Genomic DNA, 26,358 nt, shown 5'->3' on the forward strand with positions numbered 1-26,358 from the left:
ATCATGGCAAAATTCCTGACTTTAAATACTCATAGCTGGATGGAAGAAGAGCAAGAAAGCAAGCTAAATCAGCTAGCTGAGCGTATTCTTCAAGAAAAATATGATGTCATTTGCCTGCAGGAAGTCAATCAATTAGTGGAGTCTGAACAGGTTGTTCAGGCTCCCTTCTATTATGCAGTAGATGGCACCATTCCGATTCACCAGGACCACTATGTCCTGTGTCTGGTTGAGAAACTAGCTGAGGCAGGACTGGACTATTACTGGTCTTGGGCCTATAATCATATTGGGTTTGATATTTACAATGAAGGGGTCGCGATTTTGTCAAAAACCCCGTTGACTGCAAGAGAACTTTTGGTGTCTGATGTCAATGATCCAACAGATTATCATACGCGTAAAGTCTTGTTGGCGGAAACGGAGCTTGAAGGACAGCCCATCACGGTCGCTTCCTGTCACTTATCTTGGTGGAATAAAGGTTTCCAAGGAGAATGGGCTAAGTTTGAATCAGAGCTCTTGCAAGTTCAGACTCCGCTCGTTCTCATGGGAGATTTTAACAATCCTGTCGGCTATGAAGGCTATCAGCACATTCTAGAAAGTTCGCTTGCTTTGCAAGATAGTCATGCAGTTGCTAGTACAGTTGTTGGTACAGCAACAGTTGAAGGTGATATTGCTGGTTGGGCAGAAAACAAAGATGCTCTAAAAATTGATTATATTTTTACCAGTAAAGATTTTAACATTGAGAAATCAGCTATTGTCTTTGATGGACAGCGTGGTCCAGTTGTTAGTGACCATTTTGGATTGGAAGTAGAAATTGCGTTTTAGCAAGTAAAAAGCGAGAAAGTTTCGACATCATTTTCTCGCTTTTTTTATTTTTTATTCTCTAGAAGAGTGGCGTTTTCCAGCAGTGATAGCGGCGGCCTCAGTCATGGAAACTACTCTATCAAACCGTGTATTACGCGGCATATTATTGATGTTGTACCAATAAACACCGGTAGCTCCATTACGAGCTACATAAACGGTTCGTTCCTGTTGTTGCGCTGCAGCAGCTTTTTGTGCTTCTTCTTGCTTCCTTTTAGCTTCAACAGCTTTCTGAGCCTCTTCTTGTGCTATCCGCTCTTTTTCTGCTTTAGCTTTTTCTTCTTGCTCCTTTTTATCTTTTTGTGTAGATGAACTGCTGCTTGATAGGCTAATTTTTGCAGAAGAGGAGGAGCTGGAAATAGTTTTGGTAGCTTCTGTATTCGAAGAGCAGCCAGAAAGGATAATGCAGGTTAGCAGGATACAAGAGTAAGCTGCAATTGTTTTCTTTAATATCATCATAATAATCTCCTTTGTACAAAAAAATGATAACATTTGTCGAAAGCATTATATAAAAATTTATCGAAAAAGAGAATAATAGATTGATTGATATTGTCCAATTTTTAGGAATCGACAGACCTGATTGTACTCAAACTGCTGCCTTTTGTTATTTCTTAAAACATGGTATAATGAAGTATTAAGAGTTCAGGAGGGAAGCAGATGCGTTGTCCTAAGTGTGGTGGTAGTAAGTCAAGCGTTATTGACAGTAGACAGGCTGAAGATGGCAATACAATTCGTCGTCGTCGTGAATGTGATGAATGTCAATATCGGTTTACAACGTATGAACGTGTAGAAGAGCGGACACTCGTTGTCGTAAAAAAGGACGGTACACGAGAACAATTTTCAAGAGATAAAATCTTTAATGGAATCATTCGTTCGGCACAAAAACGTCCTGTTTCTAGCGATGAAATTGAAGCAATTGTTAGCAGAATTGAGCAAAAAGTTCGCAGTAGCAATGAAAATGAGATCGCAAGTGAGTATATTGGTGGTCTAGTAATGGAAGAGTTAGCTGAGTTAGATGAGATTACTTATGTTCGTTTTGCTAGTGTTTATCGTAGTTTTAAAGATGTGAGCGAACTGGAAAGTCTATTGAAGCAGATTACAAAATCCGCTAAAAAGAAAAAGGAACAATAAATGAAACCAAATGATCAATTTTCTTTTGTGAAAAATAATCTGATCAGTCAGGATAGTACAAGTTTGATTCGTCTGTATTTGCCAATTTTAGGAATCGATGCAACTACTATCTATCAATATTTTCTTGCTTTTTGGGATAATGGAAAATCATCTTATACTGTTGGGCACATTTTGAATCATCTCAATCTGGGAATGAATGCCTTACAAAAAAGTATAAACATTTTGTCCGCTATGCAGTTAGTGGAGCTGTATCAAGGAGAAAATCATTTCCAAATCTATTTGAAGTCCCCACTGTCGCCACGTGAATTTTTAAGTAATTCTGTTTATAGACGCTTGCTAGAAAAGAAGATTGGTGAAGCTGCGGTAGAAGCTTTATTACCTAGTCAGCCAAAGGGTCAGAAGCAAAACGTGAAGCTTTCAGATATGTTTCAAGTAGAAGATACAAAAACAGAATTGCCATCAAAGCAGAATCATTTTGAGTTGGACTATTTTAAACAATTGATGGCACGTGAAAACTTGCGTTTTGATAATGAAAAAGAAGATTTGCTGGTACTCTTTGCCATTGCAGAGCGACAAAATTGGACTTGGTATGAAACGTATCTGTTGGCAAAAGAAACTGCTGTAGGGCAAGTAATTTCCACGAAGCGGATGCAGCAAAAATTACAGCAAAAAGTTTCAAATGAACTGTTTTCAACTCAAGAGCAAACGATTCTTCGAGAGGCTAAGAGTAAGGCAGCTGTACAATTTTTGGCGGAAATCAAGAAAACTAAGCATGCAACGATTACACATGGGGAGCGTCAGTGCTTGACAGAAATGGCAAATTTGGGCTTGTTAGATGAAGTAATCAATGTGATTTTACTATTGACTTTTAATAAGGTAAATTCAGCCAACCTTAATGAAAAGTATGCTTTAAAAGTAGCAAATGACTTTTCCTATCAAAAAATCTTTTCAGCTGAAGAAGCTGTGGTGTATATTCGTGAACGTTATCAAGCACAGCATAGCAAAAAAGCAGCAAAAGATTCTATTCCAAAAAGTAATGTGCCTAGCTGGAGCAATCCTGATTATAAAAACGAAACCAGTGCTGAAAAGCAAGTAGAATTAGAAAAACAAAAACGTAAATTGTTAGCCAAATTAGATCAAGGAGGTGACTAGATGGAACGTGTTGGACAAGCAATGTCACGTAGAAATGGTGCGCAGCAATTTGATTATGATAAATTGGTCGAGCAAATCATGGCTGATCCAGATGTGGCGGCTTTTATCCAGTCAGAAGGGATGACACCAGCTGAAATCAAACGAAGCATTTCTAAGTTTAATCAGTATATTTCTGAGCGAAATCGTTTTTTACTAAGCGATGAGGCTTATATTGCTAAAGGATATAAGCCAATTTTAGTGAAAAATGAGGGATATGCTGATGTTTCTTATGAGGAAACTCCAGAGCTAGTTGAAGCACAGAAGCAAGCGGCTATCAATGTACGTTTAAATTTGATTAGCCTTCCAGCTAGTCTCAAGGAAGCTAGTTTAGCAAAAGTAGACTTAGACGATGTTGGTCGTTACAAGGCTTTTGAGTTGCTGACGAATTTTGTAGCGGATTATCCAAACTACAAAAAAGCCCTTTATCTTTATGGTGATTTTGGCGTAGGAAAAAGTTACATGATGGCTGCGTTGGCACATGATTTATCAGAAAAACGTAGTGTTTCTACGACGTTACTCCATTATCCTAGTTTTGTATTAGATATAAAGAATGCTATTTCTTCTGGTCTGGTTAAGGAAAAGATTGATGAGGTAAAAGTCGCACAAATCTTGATTTTAGATGATATTGGTGCGGAGCAATCAAGCCCTTGGATGCGAGATGAGATTTTGCAGGTTATTTTACAGCATCGAATGCAGGAAAATCTACCAACTTTCTTTACATCGAATTTTAATTTTACGGATTTGGAACGCCATTTTGCTACATCCAAAAACGGAGATGAAACTTGGCAGGCTCGTCGAGTTATGGAAAGAATCAAGTTTTTAGCAGAGGAAGTTCGTCTGGAAGGAGAAAACCGACGATGAATGAAACAATTGATTTGATGAAAAAGCATACTTCTGTTCGTCGTTTTACAGAAGAACCGATTTCAGAAAAGGAACTACGCGCCATCATTGACGCCGGTCGAGCGGCATCCAGCTGGAAGAATTTTCAATCTTATTCGATTATCGTTGTTCGTAGTCAGGAAAAGAAAGCAGCCTTGTTTGATTTGGTGCCTCAAAAGGCTATTCGCCAGTCGTCGGTTTTTCTGCTTTTTATTGGAGATTTAAATCGGGCTAAGAAAGGGGTATGCCTTCATACGGATACGTTTTATCCGCAAGGAGTGGAAAATATTTTGATTAGCTCTGTTGATGCTAGTCTAGTTGCGCAGAATACCCTGCTGGCGGCTGAAAGTTTAGGTTATGGCGGAGTTATCATTGGCTTGGTTCGTTATGCTTCTAGGGAAATAGCAGAGCTTTTTAACTTGCCGAACTATACTTACCCTATTTTTGGAATAGCTTTGGGGAAGCCAGCTCAACACCATACTGTTAAACCGCGATTGCCATATGAAGCAGTCGTTTTTGAAGAAAAATATCAAGAACAGGATGTGTCCATTATTCAGACTTATAATCAGGTTCAAGCGGACTATGCTGGGAATCGAGCAACAGATACGTGGAGTGAGCGATTGACGGCCCAATTTGCAAAAAAGCCAAACCTTGCTAGTCAGAATCTATTACAAGACAAGAAATTATTATAAATAAAGGGTACAGCTTTTGCTTACACCCTTGAAAACAGAAAGAGGAATACTATGGCTTTACCAACCATTGCTATTGTTGGCCGTCCCAATGTCGGCAAATCAATGCTTTTTAATCGGATTGCTGGAGAGCGGATTTCCATTGTTGAGGATGTTGAAGGAGTAACTCGGGACCGTATTTATGCAACGGCTGAGTGGCTGAATCGTAAATTTAGCATGATTGACACAGGTGGGATTGATGATGTGGATGCACCTTTTATGGAGCAGATCAGGCATCAAGCGGAGATTGCTATGGAAGAAGCGGATGTCATCGTTTTTGTAGTGTCAGGAAAAGAAGGCATTACAGATGCAGATGAATACGTAGCACGCATGCTTTACAAGACACATAAGCCGATTATTCTAGCCGTCAACAAAGTAGATAATCCTGAGATGCGGAGTGAAATTTTTGATTTTTATGCTCTTGGTTTAGGAGAGCCTTATCCTGTTTCTTCCATTCATGGAATTGGTACGGGGGATGTCCTAGATGCAATTGTTGAAAATTTACCGAAGGAAGAAGTGGTTGAAAATCCTGATATGATCAAATTCAGTCTCATCGGTCGTCCCAATGTTGGTAAATCTAGCTTGATCAATGCGATTTTGGGAGAAGAACGTGTCATCGCTAGTCCTGTGGCTGGAACTACTCGTGATGCAATTGATACGGTTTTTACGGACAGTGAAGGTCAAGAATTTACCATGATTGATACTGCTGGCATGCGCAAGTCTGGTAAGGTCTATGAAAATACTGAGAAGTACTCTGTTATGCGGGCTATGCGAGCAATTGACCGCTCTGATGTGGTACTCATGGTACTCAATGCTGAAGAAGGGATTCGCGAATACGATAAGCGTATCGCAGGTTTTGCTCATGAGGCGGGCAAAGGAATTATTATCGTTGTTAATAAATGGGATACATTGGAAAAGGATAATAAGACCATGCAAACTTGGGAAGCAGATATTCGTAATCAATTTCAGTATCTCTCTTATGCACCGATTATCTTTGTCTCAGCTCTAACCAAGCAGCGTCTACATAAGTTGCCGGACATGATCAAACAAATTAGTCAGAGTCAAAATACCCGTATACCGTCTGCAGTACTCAATGATATCATCATGGATGCCATCGCCATCAATCCAACACCGACTGATAAAGGCAAACGACTAAAAATCTTCTATGGGACGCAAGTTACAACCAAACCACCGACTTTTGTTATCTTTGTCAACGAAGAAGAGCTGATGCATTTTTCTTATCTGCGCTTTCTTGAAAATCAGATTCGTAAGGCATTCGTTTTTGAAGGAACTCCGATTCACTTGATTGCCAGAAGGCGGAAATAGGGCGGAGCTAGCTAAACAAAACATAACATAAAAATAGTAGTAGCAGTATGAGGTGATTAATCTGATGTGTTTATGTAAGAAAGAATATAAATAGGACGAAATACTATAACAATCAAAGAAAACATTTTCTAAAAGAAAGCAAGAAAAACCTTGCTTTTTTTCTTTATACTGAAAATATGATATAATGAATAGATAAAATAAAGGTGGTACTTATGGCAAAATTAATTCCTGGGAAGATTCGGACAGAAGGGATAGCTCTTTACGAAGCAGGGAAAATTGAAATTCTCAAGGTGAAAGATCAGATGATTTATAGCCGAGTGGAAAATCATAATCTCCGATATAGTTTGAATGATGAAGCTATTTTTTGTGCTTGTAATTTTTTCCAAAAGAAGAAATATTGTGCCCATTTAGCAGGGGTAGAATATTTTCTGAAAAATGATCCCGAAGGGAAAATTGTTTTGACCAACCTGGAAGAAGAACAGACAAATTCAGAAGAAACTCAAACGAAAGTTTCTTTTGGGAGTCTTTTCTTGGATAGGATTCTTCCACCAGAAGATGTAGCTATTCGGTACGAATTATCTGCCGTTGGGCAAGAAGATGATTATACGGGACAATTTTTGTGGACGTTGCGCATCAGCCGTTTGCCAGATGAGCGCTCCTATGTTGTTCGAGATATTTGTGCTTTTTTAAAAATTATTGAAAAAAGTGATTATTATCAAATTGGCAAGCATTATTACGAAAAAATCCAGTTAGCAGCCTTTGATGAGGCTAGCCAAGAGGTGATTGAGTTTTTACGAGGGCTTGTTTCTTATCAGCAAACTCAAGATGCTTCTTTTATCTTTCCAAATGCTGCTAGACATCTTTATTTTCCGTCTAGTTTATTTGAAGAAGGTGTGAGCCGACTTATGAATTTGCCACATTTCCGCTTAGAATACAGTCTTTATGACTATGACGAAGTTTTTTTTCAAGATTTACATGCCGAAGTAGGAATTTATGATTTCAAAGTAGAGGAAAATTCGGATTATTTTGAACTTGTCATTACAGAGCAAAATTATAAAATCCTATACGATGGGGACTTTATTTTTTATGGAAATCATTTTTTCCAACTGACGGAACAGCAAAAGCGTATTATTCGAGTGATTCGAGAATTACCTGTGGATACTGATTGGAAAAAACGGCTTCAATTTGATACAAGTGATCAAGCGAAACTGGCTTCAGGATTACTAGAATTTCAAAAAGTCGGCTCTATTCATGCACCGGAAAGTTTGGTGATTCATACGTTTGTTCCAGCGTTTGAGTTTGAATTGTTGGATACGAAAGAAATCAGCCTCAAAATTCAGTTTGATTATGGAGATCGTATAGTTACCAGTCGTTTGGAGTTAGAAAAATTACCATTTGCTAGTGATTTTCAACTGGAACAGAAAGTTTTTCAACAAACTCTATCTGCTGGCTTTGAGGCGGATTTTGTGAGCAAACGGCTTCCTTTGCAAACACAAGAGATCTACTCATTTTTCACTTCCATTCTTCCACGTTTTAAAGATTTAGGGAAGGTAGTGGTATCAGACAACCTAACAGCTTTGTACCAAATTGAAAAACCGGCCGTTTCTATTCAGACAAATGGTGGTTTGTTGGACATTGGTTTTGACTTTACAAGTATTGACCAGATGGAAGTGGATGATGCTTTAGAGGCTCTTTTTTCAGCCAATGATTATTTTGTCAGTCGTTCTGGGAAGGTCCTCGTTTTTGATGACGAAACAAAAAGAGTCAGCAAAACTTTACAAGATTTACGAGCAAAAAAAGGAAAAGGGGGCATTTTCCAGACCCAGCGGATTACTGCTTATCAGCTATCTGAATTATTCAAAGATCAAGAAAAGGTGAGTTTTTCGGAGGAGTTTCGTCATTTAGCCTTTGATTTGACACATCCAGAGGAGTTTGTTCTACCGCCATTGAAAGTGGAAGCAGTTTTGCGCGATTACCAAGAAACTGGTGTCAAATGGATGTCTATGCTTCATCATTATGGTTTTGGTGGTATTTTAGCAGATGATATGGGGTTGGGGAAAACACTCCAAACGATAGCCTTTTTAAGTAGCAAACTACAAAAAGAGACGAACGTCTTGATTTTGGCTCCATCTAGTTTGATTTACAATTGGCTAGATGAGTTTACAAAATTTGCACCAAAAATGGATGTAGCCGTTATTTATGGATTAAAACCAATTAGAGATAATTTGATTGCGGAAAGACATCAGGTGATGATTACAAGTTATGCCTCTTTCCGTCAAGATGTCGAAGAATATAGCCGATTGAATTTCGATTATCTCTTTTTAGATGAAGCACAAATTATGAAAAATGCGCAGACTAAGATCGCTCATCATTTACGAAACTTTGAGGTCAAAAATACCTTTGCTCTTTCTGGAACACCGATTGAAAATAATCTCGGCGAATTGTGGTCGATTTTTCAAATTGTTTTGCCAGGCTTATTACCTAGCAAAAAGAACTTTTTGAAACTGCCTGCAAAAACTGTCGCTCGTTTTATCAAGCCCTTTGTCATGCGACGGAAGAAAGAAGATGTTTTACAAGAGCTGCCCGATCTTATTGAGGTTTCTTATCGCAATGAACTGGCAGATAGTCAAAAGGCCATCTACTTAGCGCAGCTAAAACAAATGCAGGAACGCGTACTTACTTCCACAGAGGAAGAACTGAATCGTAGCAAAATGGAAATTTTATCTGGTTTGATGCGGTTACGTCAAATCTGCGATACTCCCGCGCTCTTTATGGAGGACTATCATGGAGAGAGTGGCAAACTAGAAAGTTTGATGGAACTATTAGAGCAGATTCAGACAGGAAGCCACCGTGTGTTAATCTTTTCTCAATTCCGAGGAATGCTAGATATTATCGAAAAAGAATTGAAAAAGATGAAAATGGAGACGTTTAAAATTACAGGTTCTACACCAGCAAAAGATCGACAAGAAATGACAAATTCTTTTAATAATGGAGAAGGGGATGCCTTTTTAATCTCTTTAAAAGCTGGAGGTGTTGGTTTGAATCTAACTGGTGCTGATACTGTTATCTTAGTAGACCTTTGGTGGAACCCAGCAGTAGAGTCTCAGGCAATTGGTCGAGCTCACCGTATGGGTCAAGAAAGAAATGTGGAAGTGTATCGATTGATTACGCGAGGAACGATTGAAGAAAAAATTCAAGAATTGCAGGAAAGCAAGCGTCATCTCGTATCAACTATCCTAGATGGAACAGAATCCCGTGGCAGCCTAACTGTTGCTGAAATACGAGAAATTCTAGGAATTTCTACAGAAACACTTGAAAAATAGCACCAATAGGTTATAATGAAGTGTTGAAAGGAAATGTGCTCATGAAAGAAAAAACTTTTCCATTGATTTCTGATGATGAGATTATGCTATCAGAAATGCCGCGTATGAATCTTTACGATGAAAGTGATCTTATCAGCAATATTAATGGTGACTATGTTGATAAGAATTACTTAGAATGGGAACCAATTGTAAAGAAAATTGTAGACAGTCAAGTAAAAAAAGGGAAAGGGAAAGCTTACCAAGCAGCTTCAGCTATTCCGTCTGCTGAAGTCGCAAAACCTGCCCCAAAAAGCTATGCGGAATTGGCTAGAGAAGAAGCCAGAGCGGATTTAAAAAAGAAACGCTCAGCAGCTTATTTGACTTCAGACTTTATAACTAAAAAACGCTCCCATCCTGCTGTTAATAATGCTAATACAGCTATTTCACATCAACCAACAGCATTTTTCCAAAAGGAAAATGGTAGTGGGTTATCAAAATATAGTCGAAATTTAAAGCAGGATCATTATATTTTAGCAGATATCAAAGTAAATACCTCTTTGCCGAAGGAATCACCAAAAAAATCTAAAAATAATTATGACTTTTTAAAAACAAGTCAAATTTATAACAAAAAAGAATTGCAAAATCAAAGAGAGCGTCGGATAGCGCAGGAGTTAAATTTAACACGATTGGAAGAAAAATAATCGAATGTTGACAAAAAGTAAAGACGTTTTGGTGTGAACGCGATTTCACCTATTTAATGTTCTTTGTAATTAAGGAGAAATTATGACAAAAACCTATCATTTTATCGGGATTAAGGGCTCTGGAATGAGTGCTTTAGCATTGATGCTGCATCAAATGGGACATCAAGTTCAAGGAAGTGATGTTGAAAAATACTATTTCACTCAACGTGGCTTAGAACAAGCAGGAATTAAAATCTTGCCTTTTGACGAAAAAAATCTTCAAGCAGATGTAGAAGTTATTGCAGGAAATGCTTTCCGTCCGGATAATAATCTAGAAATTGCTTACGCCGATGCAAATGGCATTTCTTATAAGCGTTACCATGAATTTCTTGGAATCTTTATGCGTAATTTTGTCAGCATGGGGGTGGCGGGTGCACATGGAAAGACATCAACAACTGGCATGTTGGCACACGTCTTATCAAATATTACAGATACTAGTTATCTCATCGGTGATGGTACAGGGCGTGGCTCTGCCAATGCGAAATATTTTGCGTTTGAAGCAGATGAATATGAGCGTCACTTTATGCCTTATCATCCTGAATATTCGATTATTACGAATATAGATTTTGACCACCCAGATTATTTTACTAGCTTAGAAGATGTTTTCAATGCATTTAATGATTATGCTAAACAAGTTAGCAAAGGAGTGTTTGTTTACGGTGAAGACAAGGAGTTACGTCGGATTACAGCCAATGCTCCTATTTATTATTATGGTTTTAAGGAAGGGAATGACTTTGTCGCTCATGATTTGCTTCGTTCTACGACGGGTTCCAGCTTTAAAGTTTCTTTCCGCGAGCAAGAATTAGGAGAATTCAAGATTCCTAGCTTTGGTCGCCACAATATTATGAATGCGACAGCTGTTATTGGTTTGTTGTATACAGCTGGATTTGATTTGACTTTGGTTCGAGAGCATTTGGCTACTTTTGGTGGTGTGAAACGTCGGTTCACTGAAAAAATGGTGAATGGAGCGACAATTATTGATGACTTTGCTCATCACCCTACTGAAATCATTGCAACTTTAGATGCAGCTCGCCAGAAATATCCAAGCAAAGAAATTGTTGCAATTTTCCAACCCCATACCTTTACTAGAACTATTGCGCTTTTGGACGAATTTGCAGAAGCCTTGAGTCAAGCAGATGCAGTGTATTTAGCACAAATTTATGGTTCTGCACGTGAAGTGGATCATGGAGATGTTAAAGTAGAAGATTTGGCGGCGAAGATTGTAAAAAAAGCAGAAATCATTACTGTTGACAATGTTTCGCCGTTATTAGAACATCCAAATGCAGTTTATGTTTTCATGGGAGCTGGTGATATTCAAACCTATGAATATTCTTTTGAACGCTTATTATCCAATTTGACAAGCAATGTCCAGTAATCTAACTCCTCAAGTCACTATTCGAGAAGCTGTTTCAGAAGATTTGGAAGCAATTATAACGATTGAACAGGAAAATTTTGCTACAGAAGCAGCTGTTTTGCAAACTATCCGAACATGGATTGAACAGATTTCGAATATATGTTTAATAGCAGAATTAAATAATAAAATAGCTGGCTACATCGTAGGGTCAGCCGTTTTTTCACATCATTTGGCAAATGAGATGACAGACAATTCAGCAGAAAAACAGGAAAAATGTAATTTTATTACGATTCAGCAATTATCAATTCACCCAGACTTTAAAGGTCAGGGGCTGGGGACATTGCTTTTAGCTGCTTGTAAAGAAATAGCGGTTACACAAAATCGGAAAGGTCTTCAGTTGGTTTGTTCAGATGACTTGATTTCTTACTATGAAATGAATGCTTTCGTAAATGAAGGAATCTCTGAAAAAGTTTATGATAATACTATTTTATATGAATTGACATGGGAAAATCCATACTTTAAGGAGAAAAAATGAAGATTAGACAAGCGAATTTAGCAGATTTGGATGCTATTACGGCAATTGAGTGGGAGAATTTTGGTTCAGACGAAGCCTTGAGCCGAGATATTTTAGAGGTTCATATTCAAAAAATAGCGACCAGTTTTTTAGTTGCTGAACGAGATGGTCAAATTTTAGGCTATCTGGAGGGGCCTGTTCGTCCAGAACGTCATCTAATAGATCAGTCTTTCACTTCAGAAGTGGAAGATTATAGTTATTTACAAAATCATTATATTTCATTAACTAGTTTATCTGTTTCTAAAAGTGCTCAAAATATGGGAATAGGCCATCGTTTGTTGGATAAAATGAAAGATATTGCTATTCGAGACCGGCGATTGGGAATTAATTTGACTTGTCATGATTATTTAGTTAGTTATTATGAAAAGCATGGCTTTGTCAATGAGGGACGATCTCAATCCACTTATGCAGGTGAAGTTTGGTATGATATGGTTTGGGAAACACCTAATAGTTGAAAAAGATTGATTATTTTGTAGAAAGCCTGAAAGAAAGGCCTTCTCTTATTGCTTTTATTTACCTTTTACGTTATAATAGTAGGGATACTGAACAAGGAGGTCAATTATTTGACTGAAGATTCACGAGAAAAAGAAGGGTTGAGTTTTAAAGAACAGATTCTACGTGACTTAGCCAAAGCAAAGGAAACTAGCCAATCAACTCGTGTTGAATCATCTAATGATTTACATGAAGAGTTAGAGCTAGGACAATCTACACTTTCTTCTACTCAGAAAGAAGACAAACCGCTTATTTCTGGAATGGATATATCCCAAGTGCAGCAAGAAGAAAAGAGCAAACCAGAACCAGCTTCATTAGAAAGTCCGCTACCAACTGTTCAGCAAATAGAAGCTGAAGCAGTAGCTAGGGAAGAGAAAGAGTTTAATACTCATACAACGAAAGTTCCTGTTTCTTACCCAACTACTCAGGTGGTTGATAAAACTAAGATTCCAGAAGAATTGGTTCAATCTGCAGCTTATGGGACAGAACCAGAGCCAGAGAAACTATCCCGTTTAAATCGAACTTCTCAAGCAGTTACTGCTAAGAAACGGCAAGGTAAAGTCGCCGGGAAAATTGTTAAAACGGTTTTGATTTTAGTGCTTTTAGGAATTGGGCTAACAGGTTTCTTTGCTTATCGCTATATAACATCAGCTTTACAACCGATTGATGCAAAAAATACAAAGTATGTGACGGTTAAGATTCCAACTGGTTCTAGCCCTAAAGCAATTGGAAAAGTCCTGGAAAAATCTGGTTTGATTAAAAATGCTCAGATTTTTAGCTATTATGCTAAATTTAAAAACTATGCAAATTTCCAATCAGGTTATTACAATCTACAAAAAAGTATGACTTTGGATATGATTGCTAAAAAGTTACAAAAAGGCGGAACGGAGACTCCACAAGACCCTTCAATGGAAAAATTAACAATTCCAGAAGGTTATACGATTGATCAAATTGCAAAAATGATTGCAAAGTTGAAAAAGAATAAATTGTCATCAGATACTTTCCTAAAGAAAGTCCAAGATGATAATTTTATCACTCAGGAGGCTTCGAAATATCCGAAATTATTGGAAAACTTAGCTAAAAAAGAGAGTGGTGTGAAGTATCGTTTGGAAGGCTATCTTTTCCCTGCTACTTACAATGTGACAGATAGTACAACAGCTGAAACTCTCATTGATCAAATGTTGGCTGCAATGGATAAGACTATGTCGCGATATTATGATGTTTTAGCAGCGAAGAACTTGACAGTGCATGATGTTTTAACAATTGCATCCTTAGTTGAAAAAGAAGGTTCAACGGATCAAGATCGGAAAAATATTGCAAGTGTTTTTTACAACCGTTTGAATCAAAATATGCCTTTACAAAGCAATATTGCAATTCTGTATGTTCAAGGAAAACTTGGACAAAAAACGACCTTATCGGAAGACGCTGCAATTGATACGAATATTGATTCGCCTTACAACGTCTATAAAAACACTGGTTTAATGCCTGGTCCTGTAGATAATCCGAGCCTTTCTGCTATTGAAGCGACAGTTAATCCAGTTAAAACTGATTATCTATATTTCGTAGCTAATACAGAAACAGGCAAAGTTTATTTTGCAACTACCTATGCAGAACATGAGAAAAATGTTCAGGAGCATGTCAATAGTAAATTGACAAAGCCAAGTAGTTCAAATTAAAAGGAATAGAGCAAAATCGGTACTTCGTAGAACTTGATTTGATTCTCCTTTAGCGCAATGAAAATTAGGTCTAAAATAGAATGCAATAAGCATATTTTAGACTGGATGGAGATTGTGCCTTGCAAAGGAATCGCACACGATATTAGAAAGTTGGGACATTATTGTCCCAATCTCTTTGTTTAAAAATAGAAAGAAGAAAAAATAATGGCAGAAAAAACTTATCCTATGACCCTTGAAGAAAAGGAAAAACTTGAAAAAGAATTAGAAGAACTAAAATTAGTTCGTCGTCCAGAAGTGGTAGAACGTATTAAAATTGCTCGCTCTTATGGAGACTTATCAGAAAACAGTGAATATGAAGCAGCCAAAGATGAGCAGGCTTTTGTTGAAGGCCAAATCTCAAGCCTGGAAACCAAGATTCGTTACGCTGAAATTGTAGATAGCGATGCAGTAGCTCATGATGAAGTCGCTATTGGTAAGACCGTTACGATTCAAGAAGTTGGTGAAACAGACGAAGAAGTCTATATGATTGTTGGCGCAGCTGGAGCAGATGCTTTTGCAGGAAAAGTATCTAATGAAAGTCCTATTGGACAAGCATTAATTGGTAAAAAAACAGGTGACACAGCTACAGTTGAAACACCTATTGGTAGTTATGATGTAAAAATCCTAAAAGTCGAAAAAACAGCATAATTAAAAAAAGAAAACGCGCCCCATGGTATCATCACAATCACGGGGCGCGTCTCAGTAAAACATAGAGGAGGGAAATATGTCCCATCAGTCTCAAGTGATTTTAACCAACATGTGTCTAATTGAAGATGATCAGAATCGTATTGTTATGCAGATTCGGGCCCCCGAGCGATATTCTTGGTCAGGAGCAGCTCTGCCTGGTGGACATATAGAAGAAAGGGAGAGCCTTTATCAGGCAGTTGTACGTGAGGTTTATGAAGAAACAGGATTAACAATTCATAACCCTAGATTGGTTGGTATGAAACATTGGTATACGGCAGAAGGTATTCGTTATCTGGTCTTTCTTTATCGTACAAATGAATTTTCTGGTCATCTTCGTTCGTCAGAAGAAGGTGAAGTTATGTGGGTGGCTCGTGAAGACCTAGATACTATGGAGTTGGCTTATGATTTAAAAAATTTGTTGCGTGTTTTTGATGACCAATCATTGTCAGAATTATTTTATAGTGAGCGCTTAGAAAATGATTTTGTCCGTGAATTTTGGTAAGCTTGTTTTTGAATGAGAATATTCTGTCATTCAAGTTGGTGTTTGAAAAGATGGAGTGTTGTTTCATAGTAGGATGCTTTTCTGATTAAACGACAAGCAAAAAGCTGGAATGATTGTTCCAGCTTTTTTGTTTATCTTGAACGTTGTTTTCCAGCGTTGCGATTTTTCTTTTTATTCTGTTTTCTATTTTCAATAATAGCTTGAGTGTTAGGTGTTACATCTTTTTTACGGCCAGAATTTTTAATGGCTTTAGGGGGATTGTTTTTGTATTCTTCAGTAACGCGTTTTCTGAGTTGTGGACGGATGTAATGATTGATAATCAATTGTTGAATGATCATAATGAAACCGCCGACTACCCAATAAAGTGTTACACCTGCTGGAGCTGTGAGAGAGAAGATGACAATCATGAGCGGGCTCATGTACATCATTTTCTTCATTTGCTCTTTTTGAACTTCATCAACACCAACAAGAGTTAAAGCAGATTGAATGAAATATAAAATCCCGACAATAACAGTAAGAAGAACGCTAGCTTTTCCAAGTGGAATTCCTAAGAAGACACTCTTTGCCACTCCTTCAGTATATTGAGCAGAGAAGTAAAGAGCAGAGAAAAATGGTAATTGAATCAGTAGAGGGAGACATCCGATACCCCCGAGCATATTAACACCATTTTCTTTTTGGGCAGCCATGAGTGCTTGTTGAGCAGCCAGTTTTTCTTCTTGTGTTTCAGCATTTTTCATGCGTTCTTGGATTGGCTCAAAAATCGGCTTCAAGTAGTTCATCTTTTCAGATTGATAAGTTGCTTTCCATGATTGATAAAGTCCCAGTGGCAAAATGATCAGCCGCACAATCAGGGTAACAATGATAATAGCAACACCAAAACCTAGCCCCATGTTATTAGCAAAATACTGAATGGCAAGGCTCATTGGTCTTCCAATGATATCCCAGACAAACCCAGCAGGCTTACCATCTTTGACTTGTACACATCCTGAGAGTAGAAGAAGCATAGAGAGCCCCAGTCCTGAGAATAAAATACGATTTACTTTTTTCACGTGTTTGTTTCCTTTTTCTAAAAAATAATACCTTTCTATTCTACTGTTTTTTTCTTAAATATACAATAGTTCTTCGGACCTAATTTGCAATTTTAAAATCTGAATAGGATTCAAAATTAGCCATTGTAACATCTAAATAGCTGACTTTTGAAAATGGTGTGGGACCTTTTCGGATTTCTTGGATGAATTTAGCCATGAGAGTGGGATTTTCGGATTGTGCTAAAATCTCTACGGTTCCATCTTCATTATTCCAGACACGCCCTGTTATTCCACCTATTTCTGTAGCAAGTGTATAAACACCCCAACGAAAGCCAACACCTTGTACACGCCCTTGTGCAATCATTCTTACTTTTTTCATGCGAGTCTCCTTTTGTGTTATAATAGTTCTATGAATATTATAACCTCAAAAGCTAATAATGTGGTAAAAAATACTAAAAAATTACTTCAAAAAAAGTATCGGAAAAACTCATACTTAATTGAAGGGTGGCATTTATTTGAAGAAGCAGTTAATACACAAGCTCAAATTCTTCATATCTTTGTTCTAGAAGAATTTGCCGATAGAGTGTCAGATTTTTCTCAAGTTCATGTAGTGACGGCAGAAATTTTAGCAGATTTAGCTGATTCGAAAACGCCGCAGGGCGTTGTGGCAGAGATTGCTTTTGAAAAACAATCTGCTCCTTCATTTCTCAAAGGGAAGTATCTCTTTTTAGAAGATGTTCAAGATCCGGGAAATGTGGGAACAATTATCCGAACGGCTGATGCTGCGGGTTATGATGGAGTGTTCATTTCACAATATTCGGCAGATATTTACAACCTTAAAACTTTACGTTCTATGCAAGGCAGTCAGTTTCATTTGCCGATTTATCGTATGAAGACCTCAGATTTTCTTAAGCTTGCTAAACAAGCACAGTTACCGATATTAGCAACGACGCTTTCAAAAGATTCAATAGATTATCGGGAAGTAGCGCCCATATCAGACTTTGTTCTTGTGATGGGAAATGAAGGGCAAGGGATCAGCCAGCAGATGATGGATGAGGCAGATCAGCTGGTTCATATTTCTATGAAAGGGCAAGCTGAGAGTTTAAATGTAGCTGTTGCAGCAGGAATTCTCATTTTTTCTTTAAGTTAAAATTTAGAAATGTATTTATAATTAGAAGCACATGGAGGTGGTTCTATGCTTTATAAAGAAGACAAAGAGTATATGGAGCACGTTGGTCAATTGATTGCTCAACCACGCGTCCAGAAACTAAAAACCATAACACATCATATATATTCCAATCGTTTGGAACATTCGATTCATGTTAGTTATACGAGTTATAAAATTGCTAAGAAATTAGGTTGGGATGCAAAAAGTACTGCGCGTGGAGGTCTTTTGCACGATATGTTTTATTATGATTGGCGTGAAACGAAATTCAATAAGAGCCATGCTTGGGTACACCCTCGGTTAGCGGTGAGGAATGCACGGAAAGTAACCAAATTAAATAAAGTCGAAGAAGATATTATTCTCAAACACATGTGGGGGGCAACAGTAGCGCCACCGCGATATAAAGAAGGCTATATTGTTACCATAGTGGATAAATACTGGGCAATTAAAGAAGCGATGGCACCAGTTCGGAAAAGAATTGCTAAAAGAAGACTTTTCCACAGAAAAATGTTAAAATCATAACTATAACAATAAAAGGAGAGAGTTTATGAACAATACAATTATTCAAGAAAATAGCGGCATCAATAGTTTTTATGCAAAAGTATACTCTTTAGTTGGAATGGGGATTGGTATTTCTGCTCTTGTATCAGCACTAATGCTGACCATCTTTCAAGATGTGATTTTGTCTGTCATGACAGGAAATACTTGGATTTTTTACTTAGCAATTTTTGCTGAGCTGATCCTTGTCTGGGTGGCTTCGGGCATGTCTGTCAAAAACAATCCAGCTGCATTGCCAACTTTTCTAATTTATTCAGCTTTAAATGGTTTTACGATTAGTTTAGTGTTGGCTCTTTACACACAAGCAACAGTTTTAGCAGCCTTTGTTACTTCTTCTGCAATGTTTTTTGCTATGGCATTGATTGGGAGATTTACCAAAAAAGATCTTTCTAGCCTAGGCAGAGCTTTTATTGCAGGGTTAATTGGAGTTATCATCGCTAGTTTGGTGAATATTTTCCTTAAAAATTCTGGATTAGATTTTATTATTAGTATTATTAGTGTGATTATCTTCTCTGGCTTGATTGCTTGGGATAATCAACGAATCCGTTATGTCTATGAGCAATCAGGGGGAAATGTGGCAGCTGGTTGGGCAGTTTCACTCGCCTTAAATATTTACCTTGACTTTATCAATCTGTTTCTCAGTATTCTTCGTATTTTTGGAAGAGACAATTAAAAGTAAGAATAATGGAAGTTGGATTTTTTCTAGCTTCTTTTTTTATTGGCAGATGATTCTTCTTTTATGATATAATAAAACGCATCAAGAGAAAGCATGAGACTAACTATGAAAGAACCTTATATCAGTCGTGAAAAGTTAGCTGAAATCACAGCACAATTTCCAACACCATTTCATTTATATGACGAGAAAGGAATTCGTGAAACAGCGCGTGCGCTTCATGAAGCCTTTTCATGGAATCAGAGTTTTAAAGAATATTTTGCGGTGAAGGCAACTCCAAATCCGACTATTTTGAAAATTTTGAAAGAAGAAGGATGCGGGGTAGACTGTGCCAGCTATGTAGAACTCTTGATGAGTCAGAAAGTAGGTTTTTCGGACAGTGACATAATGTTTTCGTCCAATAATACACCTGCAAAAGAAATGCAGCTTGCGCGTGAATTGGGAGCTACTATCAATCTTGATGCTTATGAAGATATTGCATTTTTACAGGAGGTAGCAGGTATTCCGGAAGTTATTTCCTGTCGTTATAATCCCGGCGGTGTATTTGAGTTAGGAACGGACATTATGAATTCTCCAGAAGAAGCCAAATTCGGAATGACAAAAGCACAGCTTATTCAAGCATTTAAAGATTTAAAAAAATTAGGAGTCAAAAAATTTGGTATTCATGCTTTGCTGGCTTCTAACACCATTACGAATTGTTATTATCCCGAATTAGCTCGTCAGCTCTTTGAATTAGCTGTTGAGGTTGTGGCTGAAACTGATGTGGATCTGGATTTTATCAATCTTTCGGGTGGAGTAGGTGTTCCTTATCACCCTGAAGAAAAGGCAAATGATATTTTAGCAATCGGACAAGGAGTCCGGCAGGCTTATGAGGAAATTTTAGAACCTGTAGGCTTAGGAAAGGTAAAAATTTTTACGGAATTGGGACGCTTTATGCTGGCCCCTCACGGATTATTGGTGACGAAAGTATTGCATAAAAAACAAACTTATCGCACTTACATTGGTCTGGATGCTTCGGCAGTAAACCTTCTTCGTCCTGCCATGTATGGTGCTTATCATCATATTACAAATATGGATCATCCAGATGGTCAAACAGAAATAGTGGATGTAGTAGGTGGCCTTTGTGAAAACAATGATAAATTTGCTATTCAGCGTGAACTACCAATTACTAATATTGGAGATACCTTAGTGATTCACGATACAGGAGCACATGGTTTTTCAATGGGCTATCAATATAATGGCAAACTTCGTTCGGCTGAACTTTTATTGGGAGAAGATGGTGGTGTACGATTGATTCGGCGTGCCGAAATACCTGAGGATTACTTTGCAACTTTGTATGGCTTTGATTTTGAAAAATAGACAATTTTTGATATAATAAGAAGATGTAAAAAGGGAAAAGAGGATTACATATTTATGGATTTATTATTAGCTATTTTGTTGATTATTCTTGCTTTTTTTGGTGGTATGTTTGCTGGAATGTATCTTGTTCGCAAACAAATTGAAAAAGAATTTGCTGACAATCCACGTTTGAATATCGATGCAGTTCGTACGATGTTATCCGCAAACGGACAAAAGCCAAATGAAGCAAAGGTACAACAAGTGTATCGTCAAATTAAAAATCAACAAAAAGCAGCACTTGAAAATGCTAAAAAGAAAAAATAATCTTTGTTTTATATGATAAATTGATTTTTAAATAGATAAATGAATGGGGATTTGGGACTTGCACCCAGTCCCTTCTTTAGAAAGAAGAACTTATGGATAATCGACCAATTGGTTTTTTAGACTCAGGCGTGGGCGGTTTGACAGTTGTTCGTGAGCTGATGCGGCAACTTCCACATGAGGAAGTAATTTATATTGGCGATTCTGCACGTGCTCCTTATGGTCCCCGACCTGCAGAGCAAATTCGGGAATACACATGGCAATTGGTACAATTCCTTTTAACCAAAAATGTCAAAATGATTGTTCTCGCCTGCAATACAGCTACTGCTGTGGTTTGGGAAGACATCAAAGAAAAGTTAGATATCCCGATTTTAGGAGTCATCTTACCAGGAGCTAGTGCAGCAATTAAAGCATCTCAACATGGAACGATTGGCATTATAGGAACGCCAATGACGATTCAATCAGATATTTATCGTCAAAAAATCGAACGTCTCTTACCGGAAGTGGAAGTGACAAGTCTTTCTTGTCCCAAATTTGTACCGCTAGTAGAATCTAATGAACTGTCGTCTAGTATTACGAAAAAAGTGGTGTATGAAAGCTTAATGCCTTTAAAAGGCAAGGTGGACACTTTAGTACTAGGTTGTACTCATTATCCTTTACTAAAACCAATCATTCAAAATGTGATGGGACCAACTGTGAAATTGATTGACAGCGGAGCAGAATGTGTACGGGATATTTCTGTCTTGCTAAACTACTTTGAAATCAATCATAGCAGAGAAGGAAAACTCCTGCAACACCACTTTTTTACAACAGCAAATGCGAAAAGGTTTGCTGAAATTGCAGAAACGTGGTTAAACAAAAAAATAAATGTGGAGCATGTAACATTATGAGTAATAACGTTTATGAGTATAAAGATGCTCAAGATTGGTATGTTGGAGAATGGTCTTCCTATGGCAGGGGATTCTATTTTAAAGATGTTATTTCAGAAGAACTTAGTCGAATGGAGGAAGAGCTCCGTCAATTAGTAGTGGAGGGACAATCTTTTTCAGTTACTGTCATTCAATATAGTTCAATTATGTCTTTTGTTCAATTCGTCTTGCAACTAATCAATGAAAATCAAGGATCACAGTTTCAGGCACAATTTCATAAGGGTGCTATTTTAATCACGGAAAAGGAACAATTAGTTTTAGTGCACTTGCCTGAAAAAGGTGTCAAATTAAATATTTTCTTTTCTCAACAAGAATTGTCAGGTTTGACAGTAGGAGATACGATTTTAATTGCTACTCGTAATGAGGGAAAGACCGCTGAATTCCGCAGAATCTTTGAAAAATTGGGCTATCAGATTGAAAATTTGAATGACTATCCTGATTTACCAGAGGTTGCAGAAACTGGGATGACTTTTGAAGAAAATGCTCGTTTAAAAGCAGAGACTATCTCTAAGCTAACTGGCAAAATGGTATTGGCAGATGATTCAGGTTTAAAAGTAGATGCGCTAGGTGGTCTACCTGGAGTTTGGTCTGCTCGCTTTGCTGGAAATGATGCAACGGACTTAGAAAATAATGCAAAACTACTACATGAATTGGCAATGGTTTTCGAGTTGAAAGATCGCTCAGCGCAGTTTCATACAACTCTTGTGGTAGCAAGTCCTGCTAAAGAAAGTCTAGTCGTGGAGGCTGACTGGCCAGGATATATTAATTTTGAGCCAAAAGGTGAGAATGGATTTGGCTATGATCCGTTATTTTTAGTAGGTGAAACAGGCAAAACATCTGCAGAATTAACAATGGAAGAAAAGAATGCTCAATCACATCGAGCTCAAGCAGTTCAAAAATTAGTGGAGGTATTTCCAACATGGCAAAACAAACCATCATCGTAATGAGTGATTCTCATGGAGATCGTGCTATTGTAGAAGAGATAAAGACCTATTATCTCGGAAAAGTAGATGCTATTTTTCATAATGGTGATTCTGAGTTGCCAAGTGATGACGAAGTGTGGCAAGGAATTTATGTTGTAGCAGGGAACATGGATTTCTATGGTGGCTATCCAGATCGTTTGGTGACAGATTTAAATGGTACCGTTATTGCACAAACTCATGGTCACCTTCAGCATATCAATTTTGGTTTTCAAAAATTGGATTTGTGGGCACAAGAGGTAGATGCAGATATTTGTTTATATGGGCATTTGCATATTCCAGATGCGTGGATGGAAGGAAAAACGCTCTTTTTAAATCCGGGGTCGATCAGTCAACCACGAGGTGTTATTAATGAGCGACTTTATGCCAAGGTAGAGATTACTGATGATGCATTCCATGTAGATTACTATACACGTCAGCACGACCTATACTCTCGCCTCTCAAAGGAGTTTTCTCGATGATTGCCAAAGAATTTGAAAATTTTCTCTTACAGCAAGAAGACACTTTTTTAACACCGGCAGAAAACTTGGCTGTCTTGATTGACACCCATAATGCAGACCATGCTATTTTATTACTGAGTCAAATGACATACTCACGAGTACCGGTAGTAACAGATCAGAAAAAGTTTGTGGGTACGATTTCGCTAACAGATATCTTATCTTATCAAATGCAGCACGAAATCCCTGATGAAGAGTTTATGACAACTGATATTGTGCATATGGCAAAAAAAGATGACCTAACTGTCGGCCCAGATTTTACATTGACAGAAGTACTACATAAATTAGTAGATGAGTCCTTCTTGCCAGTTGTTGATCAGGAAAATACGTTTCAAGGAATTATTACGCGCAAATCTATCTTAAAAGCAGTCAATGCTCTTTTACACAGCTTTGCGAATGAATACGAGATCCATCCAAAATGAAAGAAGAAATAATCACCTTTTTAGAAGGAAAAAATTTATCTGACAATTCAAAAACAGCTTATTTTTATGATTTGGAGCAGTTTGTAGATGTGATTCATGCAAAAATTACAGATACTAATCTTCGAATTTATCGGGCTTCTATTGCTGACTTCAAACCTTCTGTTCAAAAGCGAAAGCTATCTGCTGTCAATCAATTTTTGTATTATTTATACAACAAACGCTTCATTTCAAATTTTTATCGCCTAGAGTTGCCAAAAGTTGGAATTCCGAAAGAGCACGATGCGGAGATTTTGGACTTATCTAATTTTTATGCTGATACAAATCAATACAACGGTCGTTTGATTGCACTTCTCATTTTGGAAATGGGGCTGTTGCCAAGTGAAATTTTGCAGTTAAAAGTAGCAGATGTAAATCTAGATTTTCAGATTATTCGCATTGAGAAAGCAGGTCAAAAGCGTATTGTTCCTATTCCAGATCAATTGATTGGAGAACTGGGAACAACTCTGGAAGGGACTTATTTGTTAGAAAAAAATGGGAAAACCTATTCACGGCAATGGGGCTTTCGTCAATTAGAGGCTTTTTTGATTGAAAAAAATCAAGCTACCTTATCTGCTCAGAGTTTGCGAGAGCAATATATTTTACGTCAGCGAGAGAAAGGCGTAGAAATATATGAAATTGCGCGCAATTTAGGTTTGAAAACAATGATGACGTTGGAAAAATATAGATAATGGACATAAAAATTAAAGATTTTGAAGGCCCATTGGATTTATTACTTCATTTGGTGTCAAGATACCAAATGGATATCTATGATGTGCCGATTACAGAGGTTATTGAGCAGTACTTAGCTTATGTAGCGACCCTTCAAGCTATGAAGTTAGAAGTGACGGGTGAATATATGGTCATGGCGAGTCAGCTCATGTTGATTAAAAGTCGGAAGCTCTTGCCAAAAGTGGCGGATACCGTAGAAACTGAAGAGAATCTGGAGCAAGATTTACTTGCTCAAATCGAAGAATATCGGAAATTTAAATTGTTAGGTGAGAAAATGGCAGAGCAGCATGAAGAACGGGCTCTTTATTATTCCAAACCTAAAATCGAATTGGTATATGAAAATGCTGAGTTACGTCATGACAAAACAACGATTGATTTGTTTCTGGCTTTTTCAAAGTTGATGACACAAAAAAGAGAAGAATTTGCTCAAAACCACACAACCATTGTCAAAGACGAATATAAAATTGAAGACATGATGAATGTAATACGCAATCGCTGCTATTTACAAGAAAAAATTGCTCTTCAAGCAATCTTCTCAGAAACAAAAGATATAAATGAAGTCATTACTCTATTTTTAGCAACATTGGAATTGGTAAAAGTACAAGAAATTCAAGTGGTGCAGGAAGAAAATTTTGGGAATATTTATCTAATGGGAAAAAGAAATGAGTAAATTAGCAGAGATTGAAGCCTTGCTCTTTGTAGCAGGTGAGGACGGCTTGCGTGTCCGTCAACTAGCAGATCTCCTCTCTATACCGCCTACGGGTGTGATACAGAGTTTGGAGAAATTAGCAGAAAAATATCGAAAAGACGAAGATTCAAGTCTTGCTCTATTAGAGACATCGAATGCTTATAAAATTGTTACCAAACAAGATTTCGCTGACCTTTTGCGGGAATATTCAAAGGCTCCGATCAATCAAAGTTTATCAAGAGCTGCCTTGGAGACTCTATCTATTATTGCTTATAAGCAACCTATTACAAGAATTGAAGTAGATGAGATTCGCGGTGTCAATTCTAGTGGTGCAATCTCTAAGTTACAGATTTTTGATTTGATTCGCGAAAATGGGAAAAAAGAAGTGCTTGGTCGCCCAAATCTTTATGTGACGACTGATTATTTTTTGGATTATATGGGCATCAATAGTCTAGAAGAATTGCCAGTAGTGGAAGAAACAGAGCTAATAACAGAGGAAAGTCAACTATTTGCTGAAAGGATAGAGGATGAGAATCAATAAATATATTGCCCATGCTGGGATTGCTAGTCGTAGAAAAGCAGAAGAATTGATAAAGCAAGGGCTGGTCACTGTAAACGGACAAGTTATTCGTGAATTGGCAACGACGATCAAATCTGGAGATCGCGTGGAGGTAAATGGTCAGCCAATTTACAATGAAGAAAAAGTGTACTACCTCTTAAATAAGCCACGGGGTGTTATTTCAAGCGTGACAGATGACAAAGGTCGTCAAACAGTAGTTGATTTGTTACCAAATGTCACAGAACGGATTTATCCAGTAGGGAGGCTTGATTGGGATACGTCAGGTGCCTTAATTTTGACAAATGATGGAGATTTTACAGATGAAATGATTCATCCTCGAAATGAGATTGATAAGGTCTATGTCGCTCGTGTCAAGGGGGTAGCTGATAAAGAGGTCCTTCGACCGTTGACAAAAGGTGTAAAAATTGATGGTAAGAAAACCAAACCAGCTGTTTATGAAATTCTGAAAGTAGACCCTGTTAAAAATCGTTCGATTATCCAGTTGACGATTCATGAAGGGCGAAATCATCAAGTAAAAAAGATGTTTGAGGCTGTTGGTTTGCAAGTAGATAAACTTTCCCGCACGCAATTTGGCCATCTAAATTTAACTGGCCTTCGTCCGGGTGAAGCTCGCCGTCTCAATAAAAAAGAGGTCAGTCAGTTACATAATCTAGCTGTTACAAAGAAAAAATAATGAAAAAAGTCCTTATCGCGCTAATCCGTTTTTATCAAAAATTTATCTCACCAGCTTTTCCACCTTCCTGTCGTTATCAGCCGACTTGCTCAAACTACATGATTCAAGCGATAGAAAAACATGGCATTAAGGGGTTGTTGATGGGGATTGCACGTATTTTGCGTTGCCATCCATGGGCGAACGGAGGAGATGATCCTGTACCGGATGATTTTAGTTTGAGACGCAATCACTCAGAAAATAAAGAAACTCACTAGTCTATTGA

At 37.6% G+C, this 26,358-nt stretch carries 31 protein-coding genes; 28 read left to right on the forward strand and 3 right to left on the reverse strand.

Going from position 1 to position 26,358, the window contains the following annotated elements:
• Positions 1-3 precede the first annotated feature (3 nt).
• Entirely contained in the window at positions 4-819 is an 816-nt protein-coding gene (locus tag HMPREF1654_RS04105) for an endonuclease/exonuclease/phosphatase family protein (RefSeq protein ID WP_003076645.1), read from the forward strand.
• Between the two features lie 51 nt (positions 820-870).
• Here the strand turns inward: HMPREF1654_RS04105 and HMPREF1654_RS04110 are convergent, their stop codons facing one another.
• Positions 871-1,314, reverse strand: coding sequence for a hypothetical protein (locus HMPREF1654_RS04110; protein WP_003076375.1), 444 nt, complete (start codon positions 1,312-1,314; stop codon positions 871-873).
• A 198-nt stretch (positions 1,315-1,512) separates the two neighbouring features.
• Here HMPREF1654_RS04110 and nrdR point away from each other — a divergent pair, with 198 nt between their 5' ends.
• The 13 genes from nrdR to HMPREF1654_RS04175 all read left to right on the forward strand — a co-directional run bounded on the left by nrdR (position 1,513) and on the right by HMPREF1654_RS04175 (position 15,476).
• On the forward strand, positions 1,513-1,986 hold the full coding sequence (gene nrdR, locus HMPREF1654_RS04115) for a transcriptional regulator NrdR (protein ID WP_003071846.1): 474 nt from the start codon (positions 1,513-1,515) through the stop codon (positions 1,984-1,986).
• Entirely contained in the window at positions 1,987-3,138 is a 1,152-nt protein-coding gene (locus HMPREF1654_RS04120) for a replication initiation and membrane attachment family protein (RefSeq protein WP_003076602.1), read from the forward strand.
• Complete coding sequence (gene dnaI / locus HMPREF1654_RS04125) at positions 3,139-4,038, forward strand: primosomal protein DnaI (RefSeq protein ID WP_003076434.1); 900 nt, start codon at positions 3,139-3,141, stop codon at positions 4,036-4,038.
• Positions 4,035-4,748: an NADPH-dependent oxidoreductase gene (locus HMPREF1654_RS04130; protein ID WP_003076944.1), complete on the forward strand. Its 714-nt coding sequence runs from the start codon at positions 4,035-4,037 to the stop codon at positions 4,746-4,748. Before dnaI ends, HMPREF1654_RS04130 begins: the two co-directional genes overlap by 4 nt.
• A gap of 51 nt (positions 4,749-4,799) precedes the next feature.
• A complete protein-coding gene (der, locus tag HMPREF1654_RS04135; RefSeq protein WP_003076771.1) occupies positions 4,800-6,110 on the forward strand; it encodes a ribosome biogenesis GTPase Der in 1,311 nt (436 codons plus the stop codon).
• A gap of 212 nt (positions 6,111-6,322) precedes the next feature.
• Positions 6,323-9,433 carry a pilus expression-regulating Snf2 family helicase gene (locus HMPREF1654_RS04140; protein WP_003076590.1) on the forward strand — a complete coding sequence of 1,037 codons (3,111 nt, stop codon included), beginning with the start codon at positions 6,323-6,325 and terminating at the stop codon, positions 9,431-9,433.
• 41 nt (positions 9,434-9,474) lie between these two features.
• Positions 9,475-10,113 (forward strand): divisome accessory protein ZapJ, encoded by a 639-nt coding sequence (gene zapJ, locus HMPREF1654_RS04145; RefSeq protein WP_003076398.1) that lies wholly within the window; start codon positions 9,475-9,477, stop codon positions 10,111-10,113.
• 82 nt (positions 10,114-10,195) lie between these two features.
• Positions 10,196-11,527 (forward strand): UDP-N-acetylmuramate--L-alanine ligase, encoded by a 1,332-nt coding sequence (murC, locus tag HMPREF1654_RS04150; RefSeq protein WP_003076300.1) that lies wholly within the window; start codon positions 10,196-10,198, stop codon positions 11,525-11,527.
• Positions 11,517-12,041 (forward strand): GNAT family N-acetyltransferase, encoded by a 525-nt coding sequence (locus tag HMPREF1654_RS04155; RefSeq protein WP_003076951.1) that lies wholly within the window; start codon positions 11,517-11,519, stop codon positions 12,039-12,041. Before murC ends, HMPREF1654_RS04155 begins: the two co-directional genes overlap by 11 nt.
• A complete protein-coding gene (locus tag HMPREF1654_RS04160; RefSeq protein WP_003076946.1) occupies positions 12,038-12,535 on the forward strand; it encodes a GNAT family N-acetyltransferase in 498 nt (165 codons plus the stop codon). Before HMPREF1654_RS04155 ends, HMPREF1654_RS04160 begins: the two co-directional genes overlap by 4 nt.
• Before the next feature lie 108 nt (positions 12,536-12,643).
• Positions 12,644-14,248 (forward strand): endolytic transglycosylase MltG, encoded by a 1,605-nt coding sequence (mltG, locus tag HMPREF1654_RS04165; protein ID WP_003076984.1) that lies wholly within the window; start codon positions 12,644-12,646, stop codon positions 14,246-14,248.
• A gap of 204 nt (positions 14,249-14,452) precedes the next feature.
• Positions 14,453-14,935: a transcription elongation factor GreA gene (gene greA, locus HMPREF1654_RS04170; protein WP_003068147.1), complete on the forward strand. Its 483-nt coding sequence runs from the start codon at positions 14,453-14,455 to the stop codon at positions 14,933-14,935.
• A 76-nt stretch (positions 14,936-15,011) separates the two neighbouring features.
• Positions 15,012-15,476, forward strand: a complete 465-nt coding sequence (locus HMPREF1654_RS04175; RefSeq protein WP_003076661.1) for an 8-oxo-dGTP diphosphatase — start codon at positions 15,012-15,014, stop codon at positions 15,474-15,476.
• 131 nt (positions 15,477-15,607) lie between these two features.
• Here HMPREF1654_RS04175 and yidC read toward each other — a convergent pair whose 3' ends face one another.
• Positions 15,608-16,525 (reverse strand): membrane protein insertase YidC, encoded by a 918-nt coding sequence (gene yidC / locus HMPREF1654_RS04180; RefSeq protein ID WP_003077036.1) that lies wholly within the window; start codon positions 16,523-16,525, stop codon positions 15,608-15,610.
• A 79-nt stretch (positions 16,526-16,604) separates the two neighbouring features.
• Entirely contained in the window at positions 16,605-16,883 is a 279-nt protein-coding gene (locus HMPREF1654_RS04185; protein ID WP_003076293.1) for an acylphosphatase, read from the reverse strand.
• Positions 16,884-16,913: 30 nt separating this feature from the next.
• Between HMPREF1654_RS04185 and HMPREF1654_RS04190 the strand changes: the two genes are divergently transcribed.
• The 14 genes from HMPREF1654_RS04190 (at position 16,914) to yidD (ending at position 26,350) form a co-directional block, all read left to right on the forward strand.
• Entirely contained in the window at positions 16,914-17,654 is a 741-nt protein-coding gene (locus HMPREF1654_RS04190; RefSeq protein WP_003076568.1) for a TrmH family RNA methyltransferase, read from the forward strand.
• Positions 17,655-17,699: 45 nt separating this feature from the next.
• Complete coding sequence (locus HMPREF1654_RS04195) at positions 17,700-18,191, forward strand: HDIG domain-containing metalloprotein (RefSeq protein ID WP_003071884.1); 492 nt, start codon at positions 17,700-17,702, stop codon at positions 18,189-18,191.
• Positions 18,192-18,216: 25 nt separating this feature from the next.
• On the forward strand, positions 18,217-18,900 hold the full coding sequence (locus HMPREF1654_RS04200) for a Bax inhibitor-1/YccA family protein (protein ID WP_003077010.1): 684 nt from the start codon (positions 18,217-18,219) through the stop codon (positions 18,898-18,900).
• Between the two features lie 108 nt (positions 18,901-19,008).
• On the forward strand, positions 19,009-20,259 hold the full coding sequence (locus HMPREF1654_RS04205) for a diaminopimelate decarboxylase (RefSeq protein WP_003076769.1): 1,251 nt from the start codon (positions 19,009-19,011) through the stop codon (positions 20,257-20,259).
• Between the two features lie 54 nt (positions 20,260-20,313).
• A complete protein-coding gene (locus HMPREF1654_RS04210; protein ID WP_003071891.1) occupies positions 20,314-20,562 on the forward strand; it encodes a YneF family protein in 249 nt (82 codons plus the stop codon).
• 92 nt (positions 20,563-20,654) lie between these two features.
• The gene (gene racE, locus HMPREF1654_RS04215) at positions 20,655-21,449 is read left to right on the forward strand and encodes a glutamate racemase (RefSeq protein WP_003076250.1); all 795 of its coding nucleotides are present in this window, start codon (positions 20,655-20,657) and stop codon (positions 21,447-21,449) included.
• Entirely contained in the window at positions 21,446-22,432 is a 987-nt protein-coding gene (locus tag HMPREF1654_RS04220) for a nucleoside-triphosphate diphosphatase (protein WP_003076315.1), read from the forward strand. Before racE ends, HMPREF1654_RS04220 begins: the two co-directional genes overlap by 4 nt.
• A complete protein-coding gene (locus HMPREF1654_RS04225) occupies positions 22,408-22,929 on the forward strand; it encodes a metallophosphoesterase (protein WP_003071897.1) in 522 nt (173 codons plus the stop codon). Before HMPREF1654_RS04220 ends, HMPREF1654_RS04225 begins: the two co-directional genes overlap by 25 nt.
• Entirely contained in the window at positions 22,926-23,387 is a 462-nt protein-coding gene (gene cbpB / locus HMPREF1654_RS04230) for a cyclic-di-AMP-binding protein CbpB (RefSeq protein WP_003071900.1), read from the forward strand. Before HMPREF1654_RS04225 ends, cbpB begins: the two co-directional genes overlap by 4 nt.
• Positions 23,384-24,115 carry a site-specific tyrosine recombinase XerD gene (gene xerD, locus HMPREF1654_RS04235; RefSeq protein ID WP_003068161.1) on the forward strand — a complete coding sequence of 244 codons (732 nt, stop codon included), beginning with the start codon at positions 23,384-23,386 and terminating at the stop codon, positions 24,113-24,115. The genes cbpB and xerD overlap by 4 nt, the downstream gene beginning before the upstream one ends.
• Positions 24,115-24,825 carry a segregation/condensation protein A gene (locus HMPREF1654_RS04240; RefSeq protein ID WP_003076291.1) on the forward strand — a complete coding sequence of 237 codons (711 nt, stop codon included), beginning with the start codon at positions 24,115-24,117 and terminating at the stop codon, positions 24,823-24,825. Before xerD ends, HMPREF1654_RS04240 begins: the two co-directional genes overlap by 1 nt.
• Positions 24,818-25,384, forward strand: coding sequence for an SMC-Scp complex subunit ScpB (gene scpB / locus HMPREF1654_RS04245; RefSeq protein WP_003076907.1), 567 nt, complete (start codon positions 24,818-24,820; stop codon positions 25,382-25,384). The genes HMPREF1654_RS04240 and scpB overlap by 8 nt, the downstream gene beginning before the upstream one ends.
• Positions 25,371-26,096, forward strand: a complete 726-nt coding sequence (locus HMPREF1654_RS04250; protein WP_003076243.1) for a pseudouridine synthase — start codon at positions 25,371-25,373, stop codon at positions 26,094-26,096. Before scpB ends, HMPREF1654_RS04250 begins: the two co-directional genes overlap by 14 nt.
• Positions 26,096-26,350: a membrane protein insertion efficiency factor YidD gene (yidD, locus tag HMPREF1654_RS04255; RefSeq protein WP_003068165.1), complete on the forward strand. Its 255-nt coding sequence runs from the start codon at positions 26,096-26,098 to the stop codon at positions 26,348-26,350. The genes HMPREF1654_RS04250 and yidD overlap by 1 nt, the downstream gene beginning before the upstream one ends.
• Positions 26,351-26,358: the final 8 nt, after the last annotated feature.

The organism is Streptococcus intermedius SK54 = ATCC 27335 (assembly GCF_000413475.1).
GTDB classification, from domain to species: domain Bacteria; phylum Bacillota; class Bacilli; order Lactobacillales; family Streptococcaceae; genus Streptococcus; species Streptococcus intermedius.

Excerpts from the sequence above, each read along its gene's own strand:
- HMPREF1654_RS04105 (WP_003076645.1), top strand. The coding sequence starts at position 4 with ATGGCAAAATTCCTGACTTTAAATACTCATAGCTGGATGGAAGAAGAG.
- HMPREF1654_RS04110 (WP_003076375.1), bottom strand. The coding sequence starts at position 1,314 with ATGATGATATTAAAGAAAACAATTGCAGCTTACTCTTGTATCCTGCTA.
- nrdR (WP_003071846.1), top strand. The coding sequence starts at position 1,513 with ATGCGTTGTCCTAAGTGTGGTGGTAGTAAGTCAAGCGTTATTGACAGT.
- HMPREF1654_RS04120 (WP_003076602.1), top strand. The coding sequence starts at position 1,987 with ATGAAACCAAATGATCAATTTTCTTTTGTGAAAAATAATCTGATCAGT.
- dnaI (WP_003076434.1), top strand. The coding sequence starts at position 3,139 with ATGGAACGTGTTGGACAAGCAATGTCACGTAGAAATGGTGCGCAGCAA.
- HMPREF1654_RS04130 (WP_003076944.1), top strand. The coding sequence starts at position 4,035 with ATGAATGAAACAATTGATTTGATGAAAAAGCATACTTCTGTTCGTCGT.
- der (WP_003076771.1), top strand. The coding sequence starts at position 4,800 with ATGGCTTTACCAACCATTGCTATTGTTGGCCGTCCCAATGTCGGCAAA.
- HMPREF1654_RS04140 (WP_003076590.1), top strand. The coding sequence starts at position 6,323 with ATGGCAAAATTAATTCCTGGGAAGATTCGGACAGAAGGGATAGCTCTT.
- zapJ (WP_003076398.1), top strand. The coding sequence starts at position 9,475 with ATGAAAGAAAAAACTTTTCCATTGATTTCTGATGATGAGATTATGCTA.
- murC (WP_003076300.1), top strand. The coding sequence starts at position 10,196 with ATGACAAAAACCTATCATTTTATCGGGATTAAGGGCTCTGGAATGAGT.
- HMPREF1654_RS04155 (WP_003076951.1), top strand. The coding sequence starts at position 11,517 with ATGTCCAGTAATCTAACTCCTCAAGTCACTATTCGAGAAGCTGTTTCA.
- HMPREF1654_RS04160 (WP_003076946.1), top strand. The coding sequence starts at position 12,038 with ATGAAGATTAGACAAGCGAATTTAGCAGATTTGGATGCTATTACGGCA.
- greA (WP_003068147.1), top strand. The coding sequence starts at position 14,453 with ATGGCAGAAAAAACTTATCCTATGACCCTTGAAGAAAAGGAAAAACTT.
- HMPREF1654_RS04175 (WP_003076661.1), top strand. The coding sequence starts at position 15,012 with ATGTCCCATCAGTCTCAAGTGATTTTAACCAACATGTGTCTAATTGAA.
- HMPREF1654_RS04185 (WP_003076293.1), bottom strand. The coding sequence starts at position 16,883 with ATGAAAAAAGTAAGAATGATTGCACAAGGGCGTGTACAAGGTGTTGGC.
- HMPREF1654_RS04190 (WP_003076568.1), top strand. The coding sequence starts at position 16,914 with ATGAATATTATAACCTCAAAAGCTAATAATGTGGTAAAAAATACTAAA.
- HMPREF1654_RS04195 (WP_003071884.1), top strand. The coding sequence starts at position 17,700 with ATGCTTTATAAAGAAGACAAAGAGTATATGGAGCACGTTGGTCAATTG.
- HMPREF1654_RS04200 (WP_003077010.1), top strand. The coding sequence starts at position 18,217 with ATGAACAATACAATTATTCAAGAAAATAGCGGCATCAATAGTTTTTAT.
- HMPREF1654_RS04205 (WP_003076769.1), top strand. The coding sequence starts at position 19,009 with ATGAAAGAACCTTATATCAGTCGTGAAAAGTTAGCTGAAATCACAGCA.
- HMPREF1654_RS04210 (WP_003071891.1), top strand. The coding sequence starts at position 20,314 with ATGGATTTATTATTAGCTATTTTGTTGATTATTCTTGCTTTTTTTGGT.
- racE (WP_003076250.1), top strand. The coding sequence starts at position 20,655 with ATGGATAATCGACCAATTGGTTTTTTAGACTCAGGCGTGGGCGGTTTG.
- HMPREF1654_RS04220 (WP_003076315.1), top strand. The coding sequence starts at position 21,446 with ATGAGTAATAACGTTTATGAGTATAAAGATGCTCAAGATTGGTATGTT.
- HMPREF1654_RS04225 (WP_003071897.1), top strand. The coding sequence starts at position 22,408 with ATGGCAAAACAAACCATCATCGTAATGAGTGATTCTCATGGAGATCGT.
- cbpB (WP_003071900.1), top strand. The coding sequence starts at position 22,926 with ATGATTGCCAAAGAATTTGAAAATTTTCTCTTACAGCAAGAAGACACT.
- xerD (WP_003068161.1), top strand. The coding sequence starts at position 23,384 with ATGAAAGAAGAAATAATCACCTTTTTAGAAGGAAAAAATTTATCTGAC.
- HMPREF1654_RS04240 (WP_003076291.1), top strand. The coding sequence starts at position 24,115 with ATGGACATAAAAATTAAAGATTTTGAAGGCCCATTGGATTTATTACTT.
- scpB (WP_003076907.1), top strand. The coding sequence starts at position 24,818 with ATGAGTAAATTAGCAGAGATTGAAGCCTTGCTCTTTGTAGCAGGTGAG.
- HMPREF1654_RS04250 (WP_003076243.1), top strand. The coding sequence starts at position 25,371 with ATGAGAATCAATAAATATATTGCCCATGCTGGGATTGCTAGTCGTAGA.
- yidD (WP_003068165.1), top strand. The coding sequence starts at position 26,096 with ATGAAAAAAGTCCTTATCGCGCTAATCCGTTTTTATCAAAAATTTATC.